The 15849-nt window shown below is 71.2% G+C and carries 17 protein-coding genes; 12 read left to right on the top strand and 5 right to left on the bottom strand.

The window, feature by feature from the left end; translation table 11 throughout:
* Positions 1 to 3 precede the first annotated feature (3 nt).
* The 7 genes from Pth03_RS33330 (at position 4) to Pth03_RS33300 (ending at position 7673) form a co-directional block, all read left to right on the top strand.
* Positions 4 to 927, top strand: a complete 924-nt coding sequence (locus tag Pth03_RS33330; RefSeq protein ID WP_203948436.1) for a MurR/RpiR family transcriptional regulator — start codon at positions 4 to 6, stop codon at positions 925 to 927.
* An 88-nt stretch (positions 928 to 1015) separates the two neighbouring features.
* A complete protein-coding gene (locus Pth03_RS33325; protein ID WP_203948435.1) occupies positions 1016 to 2830 on the top strand; it encodes an ABC transporter substrate-binding protein in 1815 nt (604 codons plus the stop codon).
* On the top strand, positions 2827 to 3861 hold the full coding sequence (locus Pth03_RS33320; RefSeq protein ID WP_203948434.1) for an ABC transporter permease: 1035 nt from the start codon (positions 2827 to 2829) through the stop codon (positions 3859 to 3861). Before Pth03_RS33325 ends, Pth03_RS33320 begins: the two co-directional genes overlap by 4 nt.
* Complete coding sequence (locus Pth03_RS33315) at positions 3858 to 4781, top strand: ABC transporter permease (RefSeq protein WP_203948433.1); 924 nt, start codon at positions 3858 to 3860, stop codon at positions 4779 to 4781. The genes Pth03_RS33320 and Pth03_RS33315 overlap by 4 nt, the downstream gene beginning before the upstream one ends.
* A 5-nt stretch (positions 4782 to 4786) precedes the next feature.
* Positions 4787 to 5803, top strand: coding sequence for an ABC transporter ATP-binding protein (locus Pth03_RS33310; RefSeq protein ID WP_203948432.1), 1017 nt, complete (start codon positions 4787 to 4789; stop codon positions 5801 to 5803).
* Positions 5800 to 6804 (top strand): ABC transporter ATP-binding protein, encoded by a 1005-nt coding sequence (locus tag Pth03_RS33305; protein ID WP_203948431.1) that lies wholly within the window; start codon positions 5800 to 5802, stop codon positions 6802 to 6804. Before Pth03_RS33310 ends, Pth03_RS33305 begins: the two co-directional genes overlap by 4 nt.
* Complete coding sequence (locus Pth03_RS33300; protein ID WP_239119555.1) at positions 6801 to 7673, top strand: GNAT family N-acetyltransferase; 873 nt, start codon at positions 6801 to 6803, stop codon at positions 7671 to 7673. The genes Pth03_RS33305 and Pth03_RS33300 overlap by 4 nt, the downstream gene beginning before the upstream one ends.
* Before the next feature lie 2 nt (positions 7674 to 7675).
* Here Pth03_RS33300 and Pth03_RS33295 read toward each other — a convergent pair whose 3' ends face one another.
* A complete protein-coding gene (locus tag Pth03_RS33295) occupies positions 7676 to 8791 on the bottom strand; it encodes an exo-beta-N-acetylmuramidase NamZ family protein (protein WP_239119554.1) in 1116 nt (371 codons plus the stop codon).
* A gap of 28 nt (positions 8792 to 8819) precedes the next feature.
* On the opposite strand from Pth03_RS33295, the gene murQ reads away from it, so the two are divergent.
* On the top strand, positions 8820 to 9707 hold the full coding sequence (gene murQ, locus Pth03_RS33290; RefSeq protein ID WP_239119553.1) for an N-acetylmuramic acid 6-phosphate etherase: 888 nt from the start codon (positions 8820 to 8822) through the stop codon (positions 9705 to 9707).
* Positions 9700 to 10761 carry a serine hydrolase domain-containing protein gene (locus Pth03_RS33285; protein WP_203948428.1) on the top strand — a complete coding sequence of 354 codons (1062 nt, stop codon included), beginning with the start codon at positions 9700 to 9702 and terminating at the stop codon, positions 10759 to 10761. The genes murQ and Pth03_RS33285 overlap by 8 nt, the downstream gene beginning before the upstream one ends.
* On the opposite strand, the gene Pth03_RS33280 is transcribed toward Pth03_RS33285, so the two are convergent.
* Complete coding sequence (locus Pth03_RS33280) at positions 10734 to 11312, bottom strand: TetR/AcrR family transcriptional regulator (protein WP_203948427.1); 579 nt, start codon at positions 11310 to 11312, stop codon at positions 10734 to 10736. The genes Pth03_RS33285 and Pth03_RS33280 overlap by 28 nt on opposite strands.
* 170 nt (positions 11313 to 11482) lie before the next feature.
* On the opposite strand from Pth03_RS33280, the gene Pth03_RS33275 reads away from it, so the two are divergent.
* Complete coding sequence (locus tag Pth03_RS33275) at positions 11483 to 12427, top strand: SDR family NAD(P)-dependent oxidoreductase (protein ID WP_203948426.1); 945 nt, start codon at positions 11483 to 11485, stop codon at positions 12425 to 12427.
* A 112-nt stretch (positions 12428 to 12539) separates the two neighbouring features.
* Here Pth03_RS33275 and Pth03_RS33270 read toward each other — a convergent pair whose 3' ends face one another.
* Positions 12540 to 13634 (bottom strand): NAD(P)-binding domain-containing protein, encoded by a 1095-nt coding sequence (locus tag Pth03_RS33270; RefSeq protein WP_239119552.1) that lies wholly within the window; start codon positions 13632 to 13634, stop codon positions 12540 to 12542.
* Positions 13635 to 13751: 117 nt separating this feature from the next.
* Between Pth03_RS33270 and Pth03_RS33265 the strand changes: the two genes are divergently transcribed.
* On the top strand, positions 13752 to 14051 hold the full coding sequence (locus Pth03_RS33265; protein WP_275413263.1) for a thiamine-binding protein: 300 nt from the start codon (positions 13752 to 13754) through the stop codon (positions 14049 to 14051).
* On the top strand, positions 14048 to 14404 hold the full coding sequence (locus Pth03_RS33260) for an MmcQ/YjbR family DNA-binding protein (protein WP_203948424.1): 357 nt from the start codon (positions 14048 to 14050) through the stop codon (positions 14402 to 14404). Before Pth03_RS33265 ends, Pth03_RS33260 begins: the two co-directional genes overlap by 4 nt.
* Here Pth03_RS33260 and Pth03_RS33255 read toward each other — a convergent pair.
* Both Pth03_RS33255 and Pth03_RS33250 read right to left on the bottom strand, forming a co-directional pair.
* Complete coding sequence (locus Pth03_RS33255; RefSeq protein ID WP_239119568.1) at positions 14401 to 15093, bottom strand: endonuclease V; 693 nt, start codon at positions 15091 to 15093, stop codon at positions 14401 to 14403. The two genes, Pth03_RS33260 and Pth03_RS33255, sit on opposite strands and share 4 nt — an antisense overlap.
* Before the next feature lie 2 nt (positions 15094 to 15095).
* Positions 15096 to 15287 carry a hypothetical protein gene (locus Pth03_RS33250; RefSeq protein WP_203948423.1) on the bottom strand — a complete coding sequence of 64 codons (192 nt, stop codon included), beginning with the start codon at positions 15285 to 15287 and terminating at the stop codon, positions 15096 to 15098.
* Positions 15288 to 15849 lie beyond the last annotated feature (562 nt).

The following is a 15849-nucleotide window of genomic DNA, read 5'->3' as shown; positions in this document are numbered from 1 at the left end:
CCGATGACCACCCCCACGTCAGAGCCCGCCGCGACCCTCGTCGCCACCGTGCGCGCGGTGCTGCCCTCCCTCACCCCGGCGGGGCGCTCCATCGCCCGGCTGATCCTCGACGACCCGGCCACGGTCGCCAGGAGCACGATCACCGAGCTCAGCGAGGCGTCCGGCACGAGCCAGGCGACGATCGTGCGGACCGCCCGCGCTCTCGGGTTCACCGGCTACTCCCAGCTGAGGCTCGCGCTGGCGGCGGCGTCGGCGCGCGAGGAGCGGCTGGTGCCCGGCGACCTCGCCCCGGGCGACCCGCTGGCCGAGGTGATCGCGAAGGTCGCGGGGGCCGAGACGCAGGCGCTGGCCGACACGGCGGCCCAGCTCAGCCCGGAGCGCCTCGGCGCGGTCGTGGAGGCGGTGGCCGCCGCCCGCCGGGTGAGCGTGTTCGGCGTGGGGGCCTCCGGCCTGGTCGCCACCGACATGGCGCAGAAGCTGCTGCGGATCGGCGTCGCCGCGCACGCCTTCACCGACGCCCACCTGGCGCTCACGGCCGCCGCCCTCGCCGGGCCGTCCGACGTCGCGATCGGCGTGAGCTGCACGGGGGAGACGCCCGACGTGCTGGAGCCGGTGCGGACGGCGCGGGAGGCGGGCGCGGTCACGGTCGCGATCACCAACCACCCGCGTTCGTCGCTCGCCGCGTCGGCTGCGCACGTGCTCGTCTCCGCGGGCCGGGAGACCGCTTTCCGGCCTGGGGCGCTGGCCAGTCGCATCAGCCAGCTGCTCATCGTCGACTGCGTCTTCGTCGGCGTCGCACAGCGCACGTTCGAGGCGTCGGACGGGGCTCTGCGGGCGACGAGGGGGGCGCTCGACCGGTTCCTCGGCGACTCCCGGCGCCGCACTCGTACGGCATCTCCGCAGGTAGAAGACCCGAGTAAAAATTAACTTCATGGCCGTATACACAGACGGAAAAAATTGACGTCGCCGCTGCGCCGCCCGTATTGTCCAGGCAACCGGGAACCAGGAGCAGCCCATGAAGCTACTCGCGGCGATCGCGGCTCTGGCGTCGATCGCCACCGCAACCGCGTGCGGAAGTGCCGGAACGGAGAGCTCGGGTCAGGGAGGCATCTACACCACGATCGACGGCAGCAAGCAGATCAACGCCAGCGCGCCGATCAATCCCTTCAATCCCGTGGGCTCGGTTTTCGACGGATACAACGGCATGGCCCTCGCCTGGCCGAAGAACGACCCCATCGACCCGAACCAGTTCTATCCCGCGATCGCCCGCAGCTGGGACGTCTCCCCCGACCAGTCGGCGGTGGTGATCCACCTTCAGCCGGACGCCCGGTGGTCCGACGGAAAGCCGGTGACCAGCGAGGACGTCCGGGTGTCCATCGGCCTCGCGTACACCCAGGGCGGCACGGCCTACGCCATCGACCCCAAGGCGGCGGGCGCCGCGGCCTCCATCCAGGTCGTGGACCCCAAGACCATCCGGATCACGCAGGGCGCCAACAAGAGCAACATGTTCCTCAGCAACCTGCTCTCGACCGACATCGTGCCCGCCCACGTCTTCGGGCAGCTGCTGCCCGCCGACTTCTGGCAGAAACTCAAGGTCGCCCAGACCGGCAAGGGCCCGGCCGCCGATCGGGACAAGAACGTGATCACCGGGCTCGCGGACAAGGTCATCGCTTTCTCGCCGCCCCACGACGTGTCCGCAGGACCGTTCGTGCTGGAGCGGGTCAACCCCGGGGCGGCCCTGCTCACGCGCAATCCCTACTTCTACGACCGCCGGCTCATCGTGCCGGACAAGGTCGAGATGCTCAATTACAGCGGCAACGAGCAGATCTGGAACTACCTGATCGCCGGGAAGCTCGACAACGCGCCCTTCACGTCGGTGCCGAGCGCCGTGCTCGACCGGATCCGCCAGGTCAGGGGCAGCAAGGTCATCTCCGGCTTCTCCCCGGTCTCCACCTCGCTCGCCTTCAATCAGGCGCACAAGCCGTACGACAACGTGCACGTGCGCCGCGCACTCGCCTACCTGATCAACCGGGCCCAGGTGACGAAGATCGCCTCTCCGGAGGGCGGCACCGCCTCAGAGACGACGTCCGGCATCCACGCGGCGGCGGCCAAGGTGTGGCTGGGACAGGCGTTCAACGGCCTCGACCCCTACCGGCTCGACCCCGCCAAGGCCGCGGCCGAGCTGAAGGCCGCCGGCATGACCCGGCGGGGCGGCAAGTGGGCGCTGCCCGACGGCAAGCCCTGGACGGTGCAGATCCACGTGCCCGCCGCCTTCTCCGACTGGGTCTCGGCGGCCAAGTCGATCAGCAGCCAGCTCACCGACCACGGCATCGACGCGACCGTCGTGACCTCGGCCGACTACACCCTCTATCTGACCGAGCTGGCGGCGGGAAAGTACGATGTGGGTTTCTGGCTGATGGGTCTCGGGCCCTCGCCGTACAACATCTTCCAGCGTCTCTTCGGCCAGGCCAACGGCTGGCAGATGTTCGGCGGCCGGCTCGAGCACGTGGCGCCGGGCACCCAGGGCAACTGGATGGGCGGGCCGGAGAAGGTCGCCGTCGCCGGACCGGACGGCACGACCACGGTCGACCCCGGTGAGCTGACCAGCCGGCTCGGCTACGCCTCACAGGACGAGCAGAAGAAAATCGTCGCTGTCCTGGCCCGGACGGCCAACCAGCAGCTGCCGGTGATCCAGCTCTGGGACTACGTCAACACCCAGTTCGTGAACACGTCCAGGTACACCGGCTTCCCGCCCGACGACGACCAGTCGCTGCGGTTGTCGTCGGGCGTGTGGATGCAACTCGGAATGATCAGGAAGAGGCAGGCATGACACGAGCGGTGCGGGAACGCCCCCAGGGGGCCGCGATCGCCCGGAGGGTGGCGGGCCACATCGGCCGCGGCCTGGTCATGATCTGGGTCGTCGCGACGATCAGCTTCTTCATCATCAGGGAGATCCCCGGCGACCCCGTCCAGGGCATGTACGAGACCCTTCTGCAGAAGGGGATGTCACCCGACCAGGCGGAACGCGCCACCGCCGTGCTGTACGGCTTCCTCCCCACGGGCAGCCTGTGGCACCAGTACGTCGATTACATGTGGTCGCTGCTCCACCTCGACCTCGGCCAGTCGCTCAGCACGCCCGGCGTCAAGGTGACCAGCCTGATCGGCTCGGCCGCCCAGTGGACCGTGCTGCCCGTGCTCGCGGGCACACTGCTGAGCTTCCTGCTCGGGGTGACCATGGGCGTCTACGCCGCGATCAAGCGCTCCGGCAAGCTCGGCGACCTGCTCGCCCTGTCCGGGTCGCTGCTGCACGGCGTGCCCGTCTACGTCATCGGGCTGCTGCTCACCGCGATCTTCACGACGCTGTGGCCGATCCTGCCGGCCGGCGGCCCCGTCGACGTCGCCTACGTCCCGGGCTTCAACGCCGGATACATCGGCTCGCTGGTCTACCACGCGGTGCTCCCCGTCGCGACGTACACGCTGGCCAGCTACGGCGGGTGGATCCTGGCGATGAAGTCGAACGTGGTCGCCGTGCTCGGCGACGACTTCATCCTGGCGGCCGAGCTGCGCGGCCTCAGACGCGGCTTCGTCTTCCGCTACCTGGCCAGGAACGCGATCCTCCCGCTGTTCACGATCCTCGCTTTGTCGATCGGCATGCTGTTCGGCGGCTCGATCTTCATCGAGGAGATCTTCAACTACCCAGGTCTCGGGCTGTTGCTGGTCAACAGCATCAGCACCCGCGACTACGCGTTGATGGGCGGCGCCTTCCTGGTGATCACGGTGGGCATCGTGGTGGCCAACATCGTCGCCGACCTGCTCTACACGGCGATCGACCCCCGGGTCAGAAGTGGAGAGACGGCATGACCGTGACCGTTCTGCCCCCCGGCGCCGGTGAGGTGGCCGCGGGCACCACCCGGGCGGCGCTGCGCCGCAACTTCTGGCGCGGCGTGTGGCGGGTGCTGTGCCGCAAACCCAGCCGGATGGCCGGAGTCGTCATCGTCGTCGGCTTCGCCGTCATGGGCGTCGTCGGGCCGCTGCTCTACCCGGCCAACCTGCCGCGCGACGACAACGCGCTCTACGCGGCGCCGAGCCTTCAGCACCCCTTCGGCACCGACTTCGAAGGCACCGACGTGCTGGCCCTCGTCGTCACCGGCGCGAGGTACGTGCTGCTCACGGGCCTGGCCACCGCGGTCATCACGGTCGCGCTCGGCACCGCCATCGGGCTGTTCGCCGGATTCAGGCGCGGCGGCTGGGACACCGCGCTCATGCGGCTCACCGACCTCAACCTCGCCATCCCCGGCCTGCCGCTGCTCCTGGTGCTGTCGACCGTGTGGAAGTTCACCAGCCCGCTCTCCATGGGGCTCGTCCTCGGCCTGCTCGGGTGGGGAGGGGTGGCCCGCGCCGTACGGTCCCAGACGCTGTCGCTGCGCGAGCGGGGGTTCATCGAGGCGGCCAGGGGGCTGGGGCTGCCGACGACGCACATCATCGGGCGGGAGCTGCTGCCCAGCATGGCCCCCTACATCGCGATGAACATGCTGATCGCGGTGACCGGGGCCGTCTACGCCCAGGTGGGCCTGTTCTTTCTCGGGGTGCTGCCCTTCGACGCCAACAACTGGGGCGTGATGCTCAACCTCGCCGTCTTCAGCGGCGGAGCCCTCACCACCCCGGCGGCCCTGCCGTACCTGCTGGCCCCCCTCATCGCGATCCTGCTGCTCACGCTGGGCATCGTGCTCATCGTCGATGCCATGGACGAGATCTTCAATCCCCGCCTTCGTGAGGAGTGACCCGCTTGTCCAGAGATTCCGCCGCCGCCCCTGGTGTCCGCATCCGCGGCCTCACGGTGGTCTACAAGACGCCCGCGGGTGAGCTTCCCGCCGTCTCCGGCGTCGACCTCACGCTGGCCCCCGGCACGATCACCGGAGTGGTCGGCGAATCCGGCTCGGGCAAGTCGACCCTCGCGCTGTCCCTGCTGAACGCCGTGCAGCCGCCCGGCCGCATCAGCGCGGGCAGCGTGGAGATCGACGGACTCGGCGACGTGCTCGCCCTCGGCGGCGAGGAGCTGCGCCGCGCCCGCGGGCGCAAGGTCGGCTACGTCTTCCAGGCAGCGCAGAACTCCCTCAACCCGCTCAAGACGATCGGCAAGCAGCTGCTCGACCTCGGCCGCTCCCATGACGTGGACGACCTGCGCGAGCTCGTCCGCGACGCCAAGGGCCTGCTGGCCCGGATGGGCCTCGACGGAGCCCGCGTGCTCGACTCCCACCAGCACGAGTTGTCCGGCGGCATGCGCCAGCGCGTGGGCATCATGCTCGCGCTCGTGCTGAACGCCCAGGTCGTCGTGCTCGACGAGCCGACGACCGCGCTCGACATGATCACCCAGGCGACGATCCTGCGGATCATCAGGGAGGTCCACGAGGAGCGGGCGCTCACCACGCTCGTCATCACCCATGACGTCGGCGCGGTCGCCGAGGTCGCCGACAGCCTCGCCGTGATGTACGGCGGGCGGGTGGTGGAGCACGGCCCGATCGCGGAGGTGCTCGGCGGCCCCCGCCACCCCTACACCCAGGGCCTGATCCGGGCGATTCCCCGCCTGTCCGGGGACATCTCGCTCGCCCGCGCCCTGCCGGGACGCCCGCCGACACTCGGCACCCTTCCCGTCGCCGGATGCGTGTTCAGGGAGCGCTGCGACAGGCGCATGGAGATCTGCGACACGGTGGAGCCCGAGCCGGTCACGCACGACGGGAGGACGGTCTCCTGCCACGCGACCGGACGGCCCTCGCCCGCGGTGAAGCGGAGGGAGTACGCGTGATCACGGGCACGGCGATCACCAAGACGTTCCGCCAGCGCGGCAGCGTGCTCGGCAAGCGCGATGTCCCGGCCCTGCGAGGCGTCGACTTCGCCATCGAGAGGGGCGGCGCCGTTTCGTTCATCGGCGAGTCCGGCTGCGGCAAGACCACGCTCGGGCGCATCATCGCGGGCCTGGAGACCTACGACTCCGGGGAGATCGTGATCGACGGCACGCCGATGTCGTCGCTCAGCCACCACCGCCGCCAGCCGTACTTCCGCAGGATCCAGCTGATCCACCAGGACCCCTATTCGGCGCTGAACCCCACCCGCACGATCCACCAGACGCTGGAGGCGCCGCTGCGGCTGCGCGCCCGCCAGACGGGCCGCCCGAGATCGTGGGTGGACGGCCGCGCCGAGGAACTGCTCAGCCTGGTGGGCATCGATCCCGGATACGTGCTGCCGCGCTACCCCCACCAGTTGTCAGGCGGCATGCGCCAGCGCGTGGTGATCGCCCGCGCGCTCACCATGGACCCGGAGATGCTCGTCGCCGACGAGGCCGTCTCGATGATCGACGTCTCGCTGCGCCTCGGTATCCTCGGGCTCCTGCGCGACCTGCGTGAACGGCTCCACGTGAGCGTGCTGTTCATCACGCACGACATCGCGACCGCCCGCTACATCGGGGACGAGGGCGAGGTCTACGTCATCTACCGCGGCCAGGTCATCGAGCGCGGTCCCACCGAGACGATCATCGCCGACCCGGTGCATCCGTACACGCAGTCGCTGCTGTCGGCGATTCCCGTCCTGCACGGACTGGAACGGCCCGGCAGTGAGCAGGTCGTGCCCACCGAGGCGCTCGACGAGGGGCAGGCGGACGCCGGCTGCCTGTTCGCGCGCAGGTGCCCCTTCAGCACCGACCGCTGCGAGAACGAACGTCCCGTCCTGTCCGGCGACGGGACCGTCCAGCTCCACGCATGCTTCCACCCCCGGCGCAGGAGCGTGATCCCTCAGGGGGTGCACACGTGAGCGACATCCGTCCGGTCGAACCGGACGCCCGCGTCGAGGCGCTGGCCGACGCCGCGCTCTGGGCGGACCGTGAGGCGCCGCTGCTGGTGCGGCGGCTCGCCGCCCCGCCGCCCGGCCGCCGCCGCGTCACCCTGGCCACGCCCGACCTGGACGGGGTGGTCTTCGCCTCCACGTCCGACGGCGGCACCGGGCACATCAGCACTGGGCACATCGACCTGATCGCCGTCGATCCCGCCGCGCAGGGCCACGGCATTGGGCGCGCGCTCGTCGAGGCGGCGCAGGACTGGCTGCATGCGGAAGGGGCGACGGAGGTCAGGTTCGCGGGCAACCCGCCCTGCTACGCCTGGCCCGGCATCGACGTGCGCTACACCCCGGCGGCGTGCCTGGCCGAGAGCCTCGGCTACGAGCGATACCGCGTGGCCTGGAACATGACGGCGGACCCGGCCGCGGCGGGAGCCTACGCCGACGACACCGCCCTGGCCCGCCTCGCGCTGGCCGAGGTCACCCTGCACTCCGCCCCGGCCGGGGAGCGCGCCGCGGTGGCCGAATTCGCCAGGAAGCACTGGAACGACGCCTGGGCCTGGGAGGTCGAGCAGGCGACCGGGTGCCACTACGCCATGCGTGACGGGGAGGTCATCGGATTCGCCGCGTGGGGCTCGCGGCCGCTGTGGTTCGGCCCGATGGGCACGGCCGAGTGCGCGCGGGGGCTCGGGGTCGGGCGGGTGCTGGTGCGCCGCTGCCTCGCCGAGCAGGCGGCGGCCGGTCTGAGCAGTGTGCAGATCGGGTGGGTGGGGCCGGTCAAGTTCTACTCCCAGGCGCTCGGTGCCCGGGTCGAGCGGGTCTTCTGGCTCTACCGCCGGCCGCTTTGATGTCACACGTACAGCAGGCCGTCTTCGGGGGGCCACGGCACCGGCGCGCACAGGCTCCGGGGGTCGTCGCCGGCCTCCAGGCGGCCGCGCAGCGAGTCCGAGCCCCACAACAGATCGAGGAAGGGCAGGCAGGCGAACTCACCCGGATGGAGCGTGCGCAGGACATGGAGCATCGACACCCCGGTCAGGACCGGCCGGAAGGCCGTCCGGTCGGTCACGTGCGCCTGCACCCCGCGCACCGGCACGCCGGCGTGCTTGCCGAAGGTCGGCGTGAACCACGTGTCGCGGAAGACCACTCCGGGCAGGCCGGTCCCGTTCAACTCCGAAGCCAGCCGTCCGTCCACGTACGGCGCGCCGACCAGCTCGAACGGCCGGGTGGTCCCGCGCCCCTCCGACACGTTCGTGCCCTCCAGCAGGCCCGTCCCCGGGTAGACGAGGGCGGTGTCCAGGGTCGGCATGTTGGCCGACGGCATCACCCAGGGCAGGCCCGTCTCGTCGAAGTGCATCTCCCGCCGCCAGCCTTCGAGGGCCACCACGTCGAGCTTCGCGCCGATCTCGCGGTTGAACGCCAGGGCCAGCTCGCCCGCCGTGAGGGCGTGCCGTACGGGGATGGGGGCCCGGCCGAGGAAGCTCGCGCAGGCGGGCTCGACGAGGGGCCCCTCGACGAGCACACCGCCGATCGGGTTGGGCCGGTCGAGCACGAAGAACCGCAACCCGAGGCGGGCGGCGGCGGCCATCAGGTCGTACATGGTCCAGATGTAGGTGTAGAAGCGGGCGCCCACGTCGGCCACATCGAACACGAGCGTGTCGACCCCGGAGGCGGAGATCAGCCGGTCGAGCTCGTCGGCCGATCTGCGGTACGTGTCGAGAACGGGCAGGCCGGTCACCGGATCGGTCGAGTCGGCCTCGCCCGCACCCGCCTGAGCGGTGCCCCGCAAACCGTGCTCGGGGCTGAAGAGCGTGGTCAGGCGCATGCCCGCCGCGAGCAGGGCCGGTGCCGCCGGGGTCAGATCGGGCAGAACTCCGGTGGGGTTGGTGACCAGCCCGGCGCGGCCCTCCCGCACCGGCCGCGGCGCGGCGACCAGCCGTTCCAGCCCCGTACGGACACGCGTCATCATGAAAACGTACCCAAATAGGATGAACAGGATGAAATCACTAGCGGCCACCGAACAGAGCGATCCCCGCTACAGCCGGATCGACACGCTCCCGACGGAGGAGATTGCCCGGCTCATGAACGCGGCCGACGCCGCCGTGCCCGGTGCGGTGGCCCTGGCCCTGCCCGCCGTCTCCGCGGCGATCGACGGCATCGCCGAGCGGTTCTCCGCCGGGGGACGGCTGCTCTATGTGGGCGCCGGCACCTCCGGCCGGCTGGCCGTGCTGGACGCCTCCGAGTGCCCTCCGACCTTCGGCACCGACCCTGATCAGGTGGTGGGCGTCATCGCGGGGGGCGATCCCGCGCTCACCCGGTCGGTCGAGGGCGCCGAGGACGACGCGGAGGCGGGTGCCGAGGCCGTCAGCGCCCTGGGGGTCGGCCCTCGTGACAGCGTGGTGGGGATCTCCGCCAGTGGGCGGGCGCCGTACGTGGTCGGGGCCGTGACCGAGGCCCGTGCGCGGGGCGCGCTGACGGTGGGGCTGGCGTGCAATCCCGGCACCCCGCTGGCCGCAGCCGCCGACCACGCCATCGAGGTGATCGTGGGGCCGGAGATCGTGACCGGGTCCACCCGGCTGAAGGCGGGCACCGCCCAGAAGCTGGTGCTCAACATGATCTCGACGATCACGATGATCAGGTGCGGCCGCACGTACGGCAACTACATGATCGAGGTTTCGGCCAGCAACACGAAACTCACCGACCGGGCCGCCCGGATCGTCGCCGACATCACCGGAGCCGGGCCCGAGGACGTCCGGGCCGCCCTGGACGCCGCCGGTCACGACGTGAAGACCGCCGTCACGATGATCAGGAACGGGCTGGACGCCGACGCGGCGCGGGCGCTGCTCGCCGCGCGGGGCGGCCGGCTGGACGCCCCGGATGCTTGAGCCGATCCTCCGCGCGGCCGTGCCGGACGTGGCGTCCGCCGCGGTCGCGACGATCGCCGTGGACGGACGGCCGGTCGCCGCCGCGGCGGTGGGGGAGGCGGTGAGATACGCCGGCGGCTCGGAGGAACCGCTTCACGAGCGCCCTCCCGTCGCGTTCGACTCGATCTTCGACCTGGCGTCGATCACCAAACTGTTCACCACGGCCGTCCTGCTGTCGCTCGCCGACGACGGCAGGCTGTCCCTTGACGCGCCCGTCGCCGCCTGGCTGCCCGGCCACTACGGAGACCGGCCGCTGATCACGCTCAGGCATCTGCTCACCCATACGGCGGGCCTGCCGCCCGGGAACCGGGTCGAAGGAGTGCCCCGCGAACACCGGTGGGACACGATCCTGGCCACCCCGGCCGCTACCCCGCCCGGGCCGTACGTCTATTCGGACGTCGGCATGATCACGGCGGGCCGTGTCGCGGAGATCGCGGGGAAGGCGCCACTCGACGTGCTCGTGCGCGCACGCGTCACCGGGCCGCTCGGCCTCGCCGACACCGGCTACCGCCCAGAACCGGCGGCACGGCCGCGGATCGTGGCGACCGAGCACAAGCCCGAACGACAGGCGGACGGCTGCGTCAGGGGCGAGGTGCACGACGAGACCGCCTACGCCCTGGGCGGCGTCGCGGGGCATGCGGGGCTGTTCTCGACCGCCGCGGACCTGCTGCGATTCGGCGAGTTCCTGCGCGCGGGCGACGATCGTGTGCTCTCGCCGGGCGCGCTCGCCGAGATGACCCGCGACCAGGGCGTCGAAGGCGCGGCCTTCCGGCAGGGGCTGGGTGTGCGGATCGGCGATCCGGCCTCCACCGGTCCGCTGACCGGCGCCTTCGGCCACACCGGATTCACCGGCACGTCACTCGTCGTGGACCCTTGCCGCGGCCTGACCGTTGTGCTGCTCACCAACAACGTGCACCCGCTGCGGGGACGGCCCGGCATCAGGGAGCTGCGGCACGCGGTGGCGGGCGAGGCCGCCCGCCTTGCGGATCAGTCCCCCGGCGTGCCGGCGCGGTAACGCAGGCCGTCCATCAGCAGGTCGAGCAGGCGACCGGCCTGCTCCCGCCTGCCGGGATCGCTCGTGATCAGGGACACGCCGCTGAGGCTCGCGAGCACGTCGGTCGGCTCCACGTCCGCCCGCACGGTGCCCGCTCCTGCACCCGCCCGCAGGAGCGTCGTGATCGTGTCGATCAGCCGGTCACGGCTCTGCGCGTACGGGTCGCCGCCGGACGCGATCACCGCCCGCAGCGCGTCGGCCATGCCGCGCTTGGTCGTCATGTAGTCGACGAAGCGGTCCATCCAGACGCGCACGGCCTTGTCGGGCTCCAAGGTGTCGAGCAGCTCGGAGGCGGCGTCGCACAGGCGTGCGAGCTCGTTGCGGTAGGCGGCCTCGACGAGGGCCTCCCGGGTGGGGAAGTGCCGGTAGAGCGTGCCGATGCCGACGCCCGCGTCCTTCGCGATCGCGTCGAGCGTCACATCGGGGCCGTCCTGGGAGAAGGCGCGGACCGCGGCGTCGAGCAGCCGGTCTCGGTTGCGCCGCGCGTCGGCGCGCAGCGGTCGGGGTGCCACAGTCTCCTCCTCATCGGGGCGTTGTGGGGCCATTGTCCGTCTACGAGGCGCAACTTGCTAACCGGAGGAACCTCCGATTAGAGTGGAACACATACCGGAGGATCCTCCGATTACCAGCGTACCGGCCTCGGTGCGCGCCATACGGTATTTCCGGCGAAGCGGGAAGAATCATGAATTCGACCACACGCATCACCACCCCATTCACCGCCCAGTCGACCGCCGCCGACGTCGCGGCCGGGGTCGACCTCACCGGCAAGAGGGCCGTCGTGACCGGCGGGGCGTCCGGCATCGGCATCGAGACCGCGCGCACCCTCGCCGCCGCGGGCGCGGAGGTCACATTGGCCGTGCGCGATCTCGCGGCCGGCGAACGCACCGCCGAGGACATCGTCGCGACGACCGGCAACAAGCAGGTCCATGTCGGGCGGCTCGACCTGGCCGACCAGGCGTCGGTCGCGTCGTTCACGGCCGCCTGGGAGGGGCCGCTGCACATCCTGGTCAACAACGCCGGCGTGATGGCGTCCCCGGAGACGCGTACGCCCGAGGGCTGGGAGCTGCAGTTCGCCACCAACCACCTCGGCCACTTCGCGCTCACCACGGGCCTGCACCGGGCGCTCGCGGCGGCCGGAGGCGCCCGCGTCGTCTCGGTCAGCTCCAGCGCGCACCTGCGCTCGCCCGTCGTGTTCGACGACATCCACTTCCGCGAGCGGCCCTACGAGCCGTGGTCGGCCTACGGGCAGTCCAAGACGGCCAACGTGCTGCTGGCGGTCGAGGCTACCCGGCGCTGGGCGGACGACGGCATCACCGCCAACGCGCTCATGCCGGGCGGCATCCGGACCAACCTCCAGCGCCACCTCCCGCAGGAGGACCTCGACGGCATGCTCGCCCGGAGCAGGGCCGCCGGAGTCACTTGGAAGACGCCCGAGCAGGGGGCCGCCACGTCCCTCCTGCTTGCGATCTCGCCGCTGCTCGACGGCGTCGGCGGCCGCTACTTCGAGGACTGCAACGAGGCCGAGCCGCACCAGGAGGGCACCCGTAGCGGAGTCGCGGCGTACGCGCTCGACCCGGAGGCCGCCGCCCTGCTCTGGCAGGTGTCGGTGGACGCACTCGCCGCGTAACGAGGCCGCGGAGTCCAGGCCCGATCTCGGGGGCTCGGGCCTGGATTTACGGGTTTCAGGCCTGGTCCACGCGTTCCGGCCTGGTCCACGCGTTCAGGCCTGGTTGACGGTTTCAGGCCGCCTGGTGTGCGGCCAGCAGGCGGCGGATCTCCTGGGCCGCCGCCCTGCCGGCCCGGTTGGCCCCGACCGTGCTGGCCGAGGGGCCGTATCCCACCAGGTGGATCCGGGGATCGGCGACCACGCGGGTGCCGTCCATCGTGATCCCGCCGAGCGGCCCGCGCAGCTTCAGCGGCGCGAGATGGTCGATCGCCGAGCGGAATCCGGTGGCCCAGACGATCACGTCCACATCCGTCTCCCGGCCGTCGTCCCAGGCCACGCCGTACGGGGTGATGCGGTCGAACATCGGCAGCCGGTCGAGCGCTCCCTTGTCCATGGCCTGCCGTACGACGGTGGTGTAGCCGAGGCCGGTGGCGCCCACGACGCTCTGCGGCGGCAGGCCGGCGCGCACCCGCGCGTCGACCCGGGCGACCGCCTCGCGCCGTGCCTCCTCGTCGAAGTCGCCGTCGTGGAAGACCGGCGGCCTGCGGGTCACCCACAGGGTCCGCGCGGCGAGGCCCGCCACCTCCGACAACACGTGGGTGGCCGAGGCGCCGCCGCCCACGACCACGACCCTGAGGCCGGCGAACTCCTCGGGTCCCCGGTAGGCGGCGTAGTGCAACTGCCTGCCGCGGAACTGCGAGCCGCCGGGGTAGTAGGGCCAATAGGGGCGCCTCCAGGTCCCCGTCGCGTTGACGACGGCACGCGCCGTCCAGACCCGGGCCGCGTCGTCGGAGGTGACCAGCAGCCGGCCGTCGCCGGCGTCGCGCACCGACCGCACCTTCACCGGGCGCAGCACGGGCAGCCCGGTCTCCCGCTCGTAGGCGGCGAAATATTCCGGCACGGCCTCGGCGGCCCGGCGGCCGGGGTCGATCTCCGGCGTCCGGCGCACGCCCGGCAGGTCGAAGATGCCGTGGATCTTCTCCATGGTCAGGGTGGGGGAGCGGTGCCGCCACGCCCCGCCCGGCCCGGTCTCCGCGTCGAGGACCACGAACCCGAGCCCGAATCGGCGCACGAAGTACGCGCTGGACAACCCGGCCTGTCCCGCGCCGATCACGACGACGTCGACCTCGGTCGTCTCCCCGGGCGGGCCGCTGACGGTGATGCTCACGGCCCACGTCAACAAACGCGGCGGCGCCCGGCTTCCCGGCCGCCTGCGGGTGTTGTCGGTGGGGGCGGCTACGCTCGCGATTGCCGGTTCATACGCCATCAATTGTGAGGGGGAGCCATGTCGGTGCTGGTGGCCTTCAGCGTCACGCCCATCGGGACGGGGGAGGACGTGGGAGAGCTGGTGGCGGAGGCGGTCCGCGTGGTGCGCGCGTCCGGGTTGCCCAACCGGACGGACGCCATGTTCACCACCGTCGAGGGCGAGACCTGGGACGAGGTGCTCGCGGTCGTCAAGGACGCGGTCGCGGCCGTCGAGGCGCGCTCGTCACGGGTGAGCGTCGTCCTGAAGGCGGACTCCCGGCCGGGGGACGGCCGCCTGGAGGCCAAGGTCGCCACCGTCGAGCGCCACCTCGCTGGATGATCACGGCGCAGGACGTGCGCCGGGTCGCCTCGGCGCTGCCCCGGACCGAGGAGAAGCTGGTCAGGGATCGTGTGACCTTCCGCGTCGGACGCATCGTCTACGTGGCGATCTCCGCGGACGAGACGACGATGGGGTTCGCCTTCCCCAAGGAGGAACGGGCGGCGCTCATCGCGGCAGAGCCGGACAAGTTCCGCATGCCCCGCCCGTCCGACGAGCGTTACAACTGGGTCCGTGTCCGGCTCGCGGCCATCGACGTGGCCGAGATGAGCGAGCTGGTCGTCGACGCCTGGCGCATGGTCGTGCCCAAGAGGGTCGCCGCGGCGTACCTCGCGGAGACGGCCGGGCCCGGCTAACGGGAGTTGAACCCGACGCCTTTCAGCGCGGCCTGGAGGGCGTCGCGTGACAGCCGGTCGGCGGCCCGGGTCGTCTCGGGGAGCCGGTGGTGGGGAGTGAGGGCCAGCACGTTGTGGCAGGCGGTTTCCAGGTCCACCGCGTGACCGGTGGAGACGAAGACCGGCTTGATCCTGTCCTGGGTTCGCAGCACACGCCCCACGACGTCGCCGTCAAGGCGCAGCTCGCTCCAGGAGCCGCGCTCCCGGCCCGGCTCCTCGTGACTGCCCACGAAGGCGGTCTTCGCGACGCCGACGGTGGGCAGTCCGGTGAGCACGCCCAGGTGGCAGGCCAGGCCGAACCTCCTCGGGTGGGCGACGCCGTACCCGTCGCAGACGATCAGGTCGGGAGTGACGGTGAGCCGTTCCAGTGCCTCGACGAGGCTCGGCAACTCCCGGAAGGCCAGCAGACCCGGCACGTAGTCGAAGGCGACCCGCCCCGGCACGGTGACTTGCTCGACCACCTCGAGAGTCGGCCCGCCGAGGACGACGACCGCGGCGGCGAGCCGGTCGCCGGCGTAGGCGACATCGACGCCCGCCACCAGCGCGGGGTCGCGGGGCCCCGGACCCGTGGGATCGAGGCGCGTACGGAGATCCTCTTGGATCGCCTCGGCCTCGTGGACGGTCGCCGGCATGGTCATCGCAGCGGGCATCTTCACACTCCGGACGATAGACCCGGAAACCTGTCGATCGCGGCGCCCGGACCGATCAGCGGAACCCTGCCTCCCCGCCCCGCCGACGTGCCCGTCCGCGGTGTCGTGCCCTCGTCGCCGGCCGGGCTGGACACGGTGATGAAGACGTACATCGCCGAAAGCTCCATCGGCTGCGCGTAGCTCGCGGTCGTCAAGAACGGCAAACTCGTCCTGGCGCGCACGTTGCGGCCAGCACGGGCGGCGGGGCGGCGCTGGGATCTTCGACGCGCCGGGACCGGTGCTCAACGCCGCTTCGATTGCGACGATGGTCGTGAAGCCGTAGATCGGGATCAGCACCGACGGGTCGTGGCACGGCTGCGGCTGGTACGTGCGCCAGGTCACGGGGGCACCTGAACACGTGGCACAACGGATCGCTCCCGGGCACGTACGCCTATCTGGCGCGGCTGTAGAACGGCATCACGCCGGGCGGGTTTGCTCAGGCGGTGAATCGCCGGCGGTTAGTCGTATTTCTTTTGTTATTTGTGCGGCAGATAGGTCCGGAGTCGGCGAAGCAACGTGTGCCCGGACTATGGCTTCGCGGTGGTTCGTTTAGTTATTTTGATATGCCCAATCCGTGATCGGCGATGATGCCGGAGGGGTCCCGGCGGCCGGCACGACCGCGGATGCCCGCCTCGTGCCCGGTACGGCTCTGGCGAGCCTTGGGTGGTGATATCGAACCATCCCACGATGCGGATTCAATCGACTGAATTATTTTTT

This window comes from Planotetraspora thailandica (assembly GCF_016863335.1).
Taxonomy (GTDB): domain Bacteria; phylum Actinomycetota; class Actinomycetes; order Streptosporangiales; family Streptosporangiaceae; genus Planotetraspora; species Planotetraspora thailandica.
This window is presented reverse-complemented; position numbering and strand designations above follow the sequence as displayed.

Bases quoted from the DNA above. Each gene is read 5' to 3' on its own strand.
- Pth03_RS33330 (WP_203948436.1), top strand. From the start codon at position 4: ATGACCACCCCCACGTCAGAGCCCGCCGCGACCCTCGTCGCCACCGTG.
- Pth03_RS33325 (WP_203948435.1), top strand. From the start codon at position 1,016: ATGAAGCTACTCGCGGCGATCGCGGCTCTGGCGTCGATCGCCACCGCA.
- Pth03_RS33320 (WP_203948434.1), top strand. From the start codon at position 2,827: ATGACACGAGCGGTGCGGGAACGCCCCCAGGGGGCCGCGATCGCCCGG.
- Pth03_RS33315 (WP_203948433.1), top strand. From the start codon at position 3,858: ATGACCGTGACCGTTCTGCCCCCCGGCGCCGGTGAGGTGGCCGCGGGC.
- Pth03_RS33295 (WP_239119554.1), bottom strand. From the start codon at position 8,791: ATGATGACGCGTGTCCGTACGGGGCTGGAACGGCTGGTCGCCGCGCCG.
- murQ (WP_239119553.1), top strand. From the start codon at position 8,820: ATGAAATCACTAGCGGCCACCGAACAGAGCGATCCCCGCTACAGCCGG.
- Pth03_RS33285 (WP_203948428.1), top strand. From the start codon at position 9,700: ATGCTTGAGCCGATCCTCCGCGCGGCCGTGCCGGACGTGGCGTCCGCC.
- Pth03_RS33275 (WP_203948426.1), top strand. From the start codon at position 11,483: ATGAATTCGACCACACGCATCACCACCCCATTCACCGCCCAGTCGACC.
- Pth03_RS33265 (WP_275413263.1), top strand. From the start codon at position 13,752: ATGTCGGTGCTGGTGGCCTTCAGCGTCACGCCCATCGGGACGGGGGAG.
- Pth03_RS33260 (WP_203948424.1), top strand. From the start codon at position 14,048: ATGATCACGGCGCAGGACGTGCGCCGGGTCGCCTCGGCGCTGCCCCGG.
- Pth03_RS33255 (WP_239119568.1), bottom strand. From the start codon at position 15,093: ATGCCCGCTGCGATGACCATGCCGGCGACCGTCCACGAGGCCGAGGCG.